The organism is Micromonospora foliorum (assembly GCF_022229015.1).
Taxonomy (GTDB): domain Bacteria; phylum Actinomycetota; class Actinomycetes; order Mycobacteriales; family Micromonosporaceae; genus Micromonospora; species Micromonospora foliorum.
Window position 1 is genome coordinate 1 of the sequence record NZ_JAKKFF010000358.1, and the last position, 8,344, is coordinate 8,344.

Consider the following 8,344-nt stretch of genomic DNA (forward strand, 5'->3'; position numbering starts at 1 on the left):
CGGCGGCGACCGCGGCGAGCGCCGCCGACGCGGCCAGCAGCACCGGGAGGTGCCGCAGCCGCCACCGCCGGTCGGTGCCCTGCTCGACCACCCCGGGCTCAGCCACGGGGGTACGCCGGGAACGCCGCGACCAGCTCGGACACCTCGGCACCGAGCCGGGTCAACTCGTCGGCACCGCCCGGAGCACCGGGATCGGTGCGCACCGCACGGGCGATCAGGGTCGCCACCTGGCGTAGCTCCCCCTCACGCATCCCCTGGGTGGTGACGCTCGGGGTGCCCACCCGGATGCCGGAGGCCACCATCGGCGGCTGCGGGTCGTACGGGATGGCGTTCTTGTTCAGGGTGATCGACGCGGCGTCGCAGCGTCGCTCGGCCTCGGTGCCGGTCACCCCCACCTCCCGCAGGTCGATCAGCGCGAGGTGGGTGTCGGTGCCACCGGACACCGGGCGCATCCCCTCGTCGGCCAGCCCGGCGGCGAGCGCCTGGGCGTTGCCGACCACCTGCCGAGCGTACGTCTGGAACTCCGGCTGGGCGGCCTCGCGCAGCGCGACCGCCTTGGCCGCGACCGCGTGCATCAGCGGGCCACCCTGGGTGAACGGGAAGACCGCCTTGTCGATCCGCTGGGCCAGCGACTCGCGGCACAGGATCATGCCGCCCCGTGGGCCGCGCAGCACCTTGTGGGTGGTGGCGCAGACGACGTCGGCGTACGGCACCGGAGACGGGATCGCCCGACCGGCGACCAGGCCGATGAAGTGCGCCGCGTCCACCATCAGGTACGCGCCGACCTCGTCGGCGATCTCCCGGAACCGGGCGAAGTCGATCAGGCGCGGGTACGCGGTGGCGCCACAGATGATCAGCTTGGGTCGGTGCGCCCGCGCCAGGTCCCGTACCTCGTCGTAGTCGATCTGCTCGGTGTCCGGCCGCACCGGGTAGCCGACCGGGTGGAACCACTTGCCGGAGAAGTTCACCCGGCTGCCGTGGGTGAGGTGCCCGCCGTGCGGCAGGTCCATCGCCAGCACGGTGTCCCCCGGCTGCACCAGCGCGGCGTACGCGGCCAGGTTGGCGCTCGCCCCGGAGTGTGGCTGGAGGTTGGCGTGCTCGGCACCGAAGAGCTCCTTGGCCCGGGCGTTGCCGATCTCCTCGGCCCGGTCCACCTCGGCGCAGCCGCCGTAGTAGCGCCGGCCCGGGTAACCCTCGGCGTACTTGTTGGTCAGCGTCGAGCCGAGCGCCGCCAGCACCGCCGGCGAGGTCAGGTTCTCGCTCGCGATGAGCTGCAGGCCGCCGCGCAACCGGTCCAGCTCGCCGAGGACCACCCCGGCGATCTCCGGGTCGGTGGCCCTGAGCTGCGCGAAATCCGGCCCCCAGAAGGTGCTCGTCTCGGTCTCCACAGCGAACGAGTCTAGGGGGCCGCAGACTGGGACCTGTGAGATGCCTCGTCACCGGAGCGACCGGCTACATCGGCGGGCGGCTGACGCCGCTGCTGCTCGCCGACGGGCACACCGTGCGCTGCCTCGCCCGCAAGGCGGTGCGGCTGCGCGACGTGCCCTGGGCCTCGGCGGCCGAGATCGTCGAGGGAGACCTCAGCCGACCGGAGACGCTGGCCGCCGCGTTCGCCGACGTGGACGTGGCGTACTTCCTGGTGCACTCGCTGGGCCGGTCCGACTTCGAGGCGGCCGACCGGGCGGCGGCGACCAACTTCGCGGCGGCTGCCCGCGCGGCCGGCGTACGGCGGATCGTCTACCTGGGCGGTCCGCTGCCGGCGACCGACGCGGCCCCCTCGCCGCACCTGCGCTCCCGAGCCGAGGTGGGCCGGATCCTGCTGGCCAGCGGGGTGCCCACGGCGGTGCTCCGGGCCGCGGTGATCATCGGCTCCGGTTCGGCGTCGTTCGAGATGCTGCGCTACCTCACCGAGCGACTGCCCGCCATGGTCACGCCGCGCTGGGTCCGCAACCGGATCCAGCCGATCGCCGTCCGCGACGTGCTGAACTACCTGGTCGGCTGCACCGCGCTGCCGCCGGACGTCAACCGGGGCTTCGACATCGGCGGGCCGGACGTGCTCACGTTCCGCGAGATGATGCAGCGCTACGCCCGGGTGGCCGGGCTGCGCCGGCGCTTCATCGTGCCGGTCCGGGTGCTCACCCCGTCGCTCTCCTCGCACTGGGTCGGCCTGATCACCCCGGTGCCGAACAAGATCGCCCGCCCGCTGGTGGAGAGCCTGATCCAGGAGGCGGTCGCGGACGAACACGACATCGCCCGCTACGTACCCGACCCGCCGGGTGGGCTGACCGGCTTCGACGACGCGGTGGCGCTAGCGCTGGCCAAGGTGCGCGACGCCCAGGTGGAGACCCGCTGGTCGAACGCGAGCGGCCCGGACGCACCAGCCGAGCCGCTGCCCACCGACCCGGTGTGGTCCGGTGGCAGCGCCTACACCGACGTCCGGGAGCGGGCGGTGGACGCGTCGCCCGCGTCGCTCTGGCGGGTCGTCGAGGGCGTCGGCGGCGAACACGGCTGGTACTCGTTCCCCCTCGCCTGGTCGATCCGCGGCTGGCTGGACCGGCTGGTCGGCGGGGTCGGGCTGCGCCGGGGTCGACGCGACCCGCACCGCCTCCAGGTCGGCGAGGCACTGGACTTCTGGCGGGTCGAGGAGATCGTCCCGGGCGAGTTGCTGCGACTGCGCGCCGAGATGCGGCTACCCGGCCGGGCCTGGCTGGAGATGCGGGTGCTGTCGGCCGACGACGGCCGCAGCCGCTACCAGCAACGCGCGGTCTTCCTGCCCCGCGGCCTGGCCGGGCACGCCTACTGGAAGTCGGTGGCCCCGTTCCACGCGGTGGTCTTCGGCGGAATGGCCCGCAACATAGCCCGCAACGCCGAGCAGACCCACTGACCACCCGCGGTCAGTTGCCGGCCTGGGGTTGCGTCTGGAAGGCGGTTCGCTCGCTGGGCGGGACGAAGTCGCGGACCGGTTGGTCGCGCAGGGCGAAGGCGAGCACCTCACCGACCGCGTTCACCAACTGGGCCTGCACAGCCTGACCGACCGCGTCCCGGGGATCGTCCGGGTTCGCGGCCATCGAGGCGACCGCGAGCTGCGGCGTGAACGCCACCACCGTCTCCGTCTCGTACCGTTCCGAGCTGCCGGTCTTGCCCGCCACCGGACGGCCGAGCTTCGCCCGCAACCCGGGTGCGGTGGCGCCGTCGCAGCGCCCGTACATCGACTGGTCGCCGACCGGGCAGCGGGCCGCGTCGGTGGCCGCCCGCGCCACGTCGGCGTCGAGCACCTGTCGGCAGTCCGGCTTGGCGGCGTCGACCGGCCGGCCGCCCGAGTCGGTGATCGAGACCACCGGCAGCGGGGCGCACCAGGTCCCCTCGGCCGCCACCGTGGCGTACGCCGTGGCCAGGTCCAACGGGGTGGTGGCGGCCACGCCCAGGGTGAACGGACCCCAGTCCTTCGCGCCGTAGCGGGCCAGCTTGGCGTCGGACTCGGCCCGCAGCACGATGCCGAGCCGCTCGGCCATCTCCACCACCCGGTCGGCGCCGACCTTCTCGGTGAGCCAGGCGAAGTAGGTGTTCACCGAGCGGCCGAACGCGCTCCACATGGTGCGGGGGCCGTCCATCGACGACGGGCTGGCGTTCGCCGGGCACCACCGTCCGTCGCAACTCGCCTCCCCGGTCACCGGGAAGCGGGTGAGCAACTGGGACGGCGCCACGAAGTCGGTCGACAGCGGCAGGCCGGACTCCAGCGCGGCCAGCAGGGTGAAGAGCTTGAACGTCGAGCCGCCCTGGTACCCCTCGATCGCGCCACCGCCGGCGACCAACTGGTTGACGGTGTTCGGGCGGTTCTTCTGCCCGACCGGATTGTCCGCCACGCTGTAGGCCCGGTTGACCGACATCGCCAACACCCGCCCGGTGCCCGGTTGCACCACGGCGGTGGGCACCGCCTCGGCCCTGGTCGTCGGGTAGATCTTCAGCACCTGCTCGGTGGTGGCCCGCTGCACCCCCGGGTCCAGGGACGAGACGATGGAGAACCCGCCCCGGCGCAGCGCGCGCTGCCGCTCGTCGGCGGTCGCCCCGAACGCGGCCTGGCTGCTCCACCAGCGGGTGAACCAGTCGCAGAAGAAGCCCCAGTCGTTGTGCGCGTCGGGCACTCCCGTGCAGTCGTTCGGGGTCTCGCTGGGCCGCAGTTGCAACGGTTCGGCACGCGCCGCCGCCGCCGCGTCCGCCGGCACCTGCCCCGACTCCACCAGCCGCTCCAACACGTACGACCGCCGGGCCACCGCGCTGTCGGCGTCGCCGTTGATCGGATCGTCGCTGTCCGGCGAACGCACCAGACCGGCGAGCAGGGCCGCCTGGGCCAGGGTCAACTCGGCCGGGGACCGGGAGAAGTACCGCTTGCTGGCCGCCGCGATGCCGTACGCCCCGGCGCCGAAGTAGGCGATGTTGAGGTAGCGGGTGAGGATCTCGTCCTTGTCGAGTTCCCGCTCCAACGCGAGCGCGTACCGCATCTCCTGGAGCTTGCGCACGGTGGTGAGTTCGGTGGCGGCGTCCCGCTGCGCCTCGGTCAGCCGAGGGTCGTTGCTGAGTACGTTGCGGACGTACTGCATGGTCAGCGTGGAGGCGCCCTGCCGGGTCCGCCCGTCGCGCTTGTTGACGGTGAACGCGCGCACCACGCCCCGCAGGTCGACCCCGCTGTGCTGGTAGAACCGGACATCCTCGGCGGCCACGATCGCCTGGCGCATCACCGGGGCCACCTCGTGCAGCGGCACGTCCACCCGGTCCTCCTGGTAGAAGGAGGTGATCAGGGTGGTGCCGTCGTTGGCGTAGAGGTTGGAGCGCTGCGCGGTGGGCGGCGTCCGGAGGGTGTTCGGCAGCTCCGAGTACGGCGTCGACAGGGCGCTGAAGCCGATCCCGAGGACCAGGGCCGCGGGCAGGGCGGCGGCGGCCAGCACCAGCCCGGCCAGCACTCCGGCGATCACCACGGTCAGCAGTTTGTCGAGTTGGGCCCGGATCATCAGCTCTCCCCGCAGGAGCCGGTCACGCTAGGACCCGTTCAGAATGACCCGGAACGCCCCTTTAGCCCTGGGTTTTCCCCAAACCCGGAGGAAACTCGCAGCACGCTCAGGGCAGCAGCACGCCGGCCAGCGGGTGGACCGTCTCCTCGATCTCGTCGGCGACCCGGCTGAAGCACTGGTCGCCACGACCCCACGGGTCGTCCAGATCATCGGTGGCCAGCGCCGAGGCGCCGAGGCGCGCGTCGTGAGCCGCCGCCACCAGGGCCACCCCCCGGGCGTACACGGCCTCCGGGGTGGCGTCGCCCGGCGGCAGCGCGGCGGCGTCCACCGCGGCCAGCAGCCGGCCGAACTCACCCAGCACGAACGTGCGGGCCGCCGCGTCCGGACGAAGCGCCACCACGTACTCCTGCTGGTCGGCGGTGGCGGTCAGGACCAGGTCGGCGGCGTCGATGTGATCCGAGCGCAGCTTGCGCGCGGCGAACCCCGCCACGTCCCCACCACGGCCGGTGACCTGCCGGGCCGCCGGCGGGTTCATCTCCTCGCCCGCGTGCCAGCCACCCGTGCCGGCGCTGTGGCTGTGCACCAACTCCTCGGCCTGAGCCGGGTCCTGAGCACGCCGGGTCAGCCGCTCCCGCACCGCCAGGGCCAGCAGCCGCTCCGCCATCGGCGAGCGGCAGATGTTGCCCATGCAGACGTGCAGAACGGTGAACGGGGGCACTCAGGCCGCCCGACCGTCGACGAGATCCGGAACCACGTCGCGCAGCTTCTCCAGCGGGATCGCCCCGGCCCGCAACAGCTGCGGCACCTCACCGGTCAGATCCACGATCGTGCTGGGCACCGGGTCCGGACAGGGCCCGGCCTCCAGGTAGGCCCGCACCGAGTAGCTGAGCTGGTCACGCGCCTCGTCGGCGGTGACCGCGGCCGGCTGGCCGGTCTTGTTGGCCGACGAGACCGCCATCGGGCCGGTCTCGCGCAGCACCTCCAACGCCACCGGGTGCAGCGGCATCCGCACCGCCACCGTGCCGGTCTTGTCGCCCAGGTCCCACTGCAGGCTCGGTGAGTGCTCGACCACGATCGTCAGGGCACCCGGCCAGAACGCCTCCACGAGGTCCCGTGCGGCCGTGGGCAGCGAGAAGACCAGCCCGTCCAGGGTGTGCCGCGAGCCGATCAGCACCGGCGGCGGCATCTGCCGACCCCGGCCCTTGGCATCCAGCAGCGCCTTCACCGCGTACGGGGTGAACGCGTCCGCGCCGATCCCATACACGGTGTCCGTCGGGAGAACAACCAGCTCGCCGTTCTTGACCGCCTCGATCGCCGCAGCGATGCCGCGGTCCCGATCGGCGGGCGACCGGCAGTCGTAGAGCATCACGAGGAGTCAGTCTGCCACGCCGCCCCGATCGGGGCGTGCTGGCCGTCCGCCCGTCGGGACGCGGTCGCGTAGCGGGGACGCCCGGTGAGGTCCAGATGCTCCGCCACAGCGGTGAAGCCGCCGTCCTCGGCGAGCAGCCCGGGCACCGCCGCGCCGTGGGTGTCGTCGTGCTCGACGCCGAACACGCCCCCCGGGCGCAACAGCACCGCCGCCCGGGCGACGACCGGCCGGATCACCACCAGACCGTCCGCGCCACCGAAGACCGCCTCCGCCGGGTCGTGCCCGGCCACCTCCGGCGGGACCACCACGTCGTCCGGCACGTACGGCGGGTTGCAGAGCAGCACGTCCACCCGGCCCACCAGCTCCGCCAGCAGGTCCGGCGCGGTCACGTCGGCCTCGACCACCTCGATAGGCCGGTCCCCCGCCGCGGCGCGCTCCGCCGCGTTGCGCCGCAGCCAGGCCAGCGCCGCCGGGGACCGCTCCACCGCGATCACCCGCGCCCCCGGCAGCTCCTGAGCCACCGCCAGAGCGATCGCGCCCGAACCGCTGCACAGGTCAACCACCACCGGGTCGGGCCGGCTCTGTGCCTGCTCGACGCCCCAGCCGGCCAACAGCTCGGTCTCCGGCCGGGGCACGAAGACACCCGGGCCGACCGACAGCTCCAGGTGCCGAAACCCGGCCCGACCGGTCAGGTGCTGCAAGGGCTCACGCGCGGCGCGGCGGCGGGTCAGCTCGTCGAGCCGCACCATCTGGTCGTCGCCGAGGTCGTCGGCGAGCGCCAGCCGACCCCGGGGAACCCCCAGCACGTACGCCGCCAACACCTCGGCCTCCACCCGGGCGGAGCCGACCCCGGCGGCGGCGAGCGCACGGGCCGTTCGGGCCACTGCGGCCGACGGCCGGATGGGGCCTGTCCCTCCGGGGGGGTGTTGCGGCAAAGTACTCACGACATAATCATGAAGCGTCGCGAGCGACGTGACGAACAGGTGCGCCCAGGCGCGCACGACAGGAGGTTGGCGGGTGGGCTGGCTCGACCGGGTCGATGACCAGGTTGACGCCCTCACGCACGCCCGGGCGTTGCAGGAGGCCAGCCGCTCCGCGGAGTCGTACGTCCTGCTGGAGCGTGTGATCCGCACCACCACCGACCCGGCGGCACGGGCGGACGCGATGGTGCAGCGCCTCTCCGCGCTGATCAATCTCGGTCGGACCGCGGAGTTCACCCGGGCCATCGAAGAGGCGTCGGCGGCGGTCCGCGACCTCGCCGAGCCCTATCTGCACGGGCACCTCAACGCGTTGGCCGCGCTCGCCGCGCACCACCAGGGCGCACTGGACCGCTGCGTCATGCACCTCGTCCGGGCGGCCCGGGCGCTCGGCGCCGTCGCCGACCCGGACCGGGACACCGCCTGGGGCTGGCACGACCTGGCCATGGCCTACAGCTACCTCAGCTTCCACGGGTATGCCCTGGGCGCCATCGAGCGGGCCCGGCAGCTCGGGCTGACCGCCGGGATCCCGGAGGAGACGTTCGCCGCGCCGGGCATCCGGCTACGCAACGCCGTGGCCCTGGACCACAACGGCGACAGCGACGGTTGCCTGCGGGTGCTGCGGGACGTGGCCGCCGACCTGGCCCGCTTCGTCCGCGCCGGGCGGGCCGGCCAGCTGCGCCCGAGCAGCCTCGCCGCGTACGGCTACGCGGCGGCTCGACAGGCCGCCCTCGGCGACCAGGTGGCGACCGAAGGCGCCCAGCCGGCCCGGTTGATCAGCCACGGCGGGGACAGCGCCCGCGCCCGCGACCTTCGTCAGCCCGGGCAGGTGTGCCTCGCCGTCGCCGACCGGCGGCCGATCGAGGCGGTCGCCCGACTGGACACCGTCCAGGTGTCCAACGACACGCCCGGGGCGGCCGAGGCGGCCGATCGGAAGAGCGCACGTCTGAACTTCCGTGACGTGGGCCTAGATCGGATGGCGTCTCCGGCTT

The 8,344-nt window shown here is 73.5% G+C and carries 6 protein-coding genes and 1 pseudogene; 2 read left to right on the top strand and 5 right to left on the bottom strand.

Annotated features, from left to right (window positions below; all coding sequences use genetic code 11):
• Nucleotides 1–98: 98 nt before the first annotated feature.
• Complete coding sequence (gene glyA, locus PSH25_RS24380) at nucleotides 99–1,388, bottom strand: serine hydroxymethyltransferase (RefSeq protein WP_308193731.1); 1,290 nt, start codon at nucleotides 1,386–1,388, stop codon at nucleotides 99–101.
• A 35-nt stretch (nucleotides 1,389–1,423) separates the two neighbouring features.
• On the opposite strand from glyA, the gene PSH25_RS24385 reads away from it, so the two are divergent.
• Nucleotides 1,424–2,884 (top strand): SDR family oxidoreductase, encoded by a 1,461-nt coding sequence (locus PSH25_RS24385; protein WP_238661288.1) that lies wholly within the window; start codon nucleotides 1,424–1,426, stop codon nucleotides 2,882–2,884.
• A 10-nt stretch (nucleotides 2,885–2,894) separates the two neighbouring features.
• On the opposite strand, the gene PSH25_RS24390 is transcribed toward PSH25_RS24385, so the two are convergent.
• The 4 genes from PSH25_RS24390 to prmC all read right to left on the bottom strand — a co-directional run bounded on the left by PSH25_RS24390 (nucleotide 2,895) and on the right by prmC (nucleotide 7,319).
• Nucleotides 2,895–5,006, bottom strand: coding sequence for a transglycosylase domain-containing protein (locus tag PSH25_RS24390; RefSeq protein ID WP_238661289.1), 2,112 nt, complete (start codon nucleotides 5,004–5,006; stop codon nucleotides 2,895–2,897).
• 106 nt (nucleotides 5,007–5,112) lie between these two features.
• Nucleotides 5,113–5,724, bottom strand: coding sequence for an arsenate reductase/protein-tyrosine-phosphatase family protein (locus tag PSH25_RS24395; protein WP_238661290.1), 612 nt, complete (start codon nucleotides 5,722–5,724; stop codon nucleotides 5,113–5,115).
• Nucleotides 5,725–6,372 carry an L-threonylcarbamoyladenylate synthase gene (locus PSH25_RS24400; protein WP_238661293.1) on the bottom strand — a complete coding sequence of 216 codons (648 nt, stop codon included), beginning with the start codon at nucleotides 6,370–6,372 and terminating at the stop codon, nucleotides 5,725–5,727.
• Nucleotides 6,372–7,319, bottom strand: a complete 948-nt coding sequence (gene prmC / locus PSH25_RS24405; protein WP_238661291.1) for a peptide chain release factor N(5)-glutamine methyltransferase — start codon at nucleotides 7,317–7,319, stop codon at nucleotides 6,372–6,374. The genes PSH25_RS24400 and prmC overlap by 1 nt, the downstream gene beginning before the upstream one ends.
• Nucleotides 7,320–7,392: 73 nt before the next feature.
• Here prmC and PSH25_RS24410 point away from each other — a divergent pair.
• Nucleotides 7,393–8,344, top strand: a pseudogene (locus PSH25_RS24410) (GGDEF domain-containing protein); the annotation flags it as partial.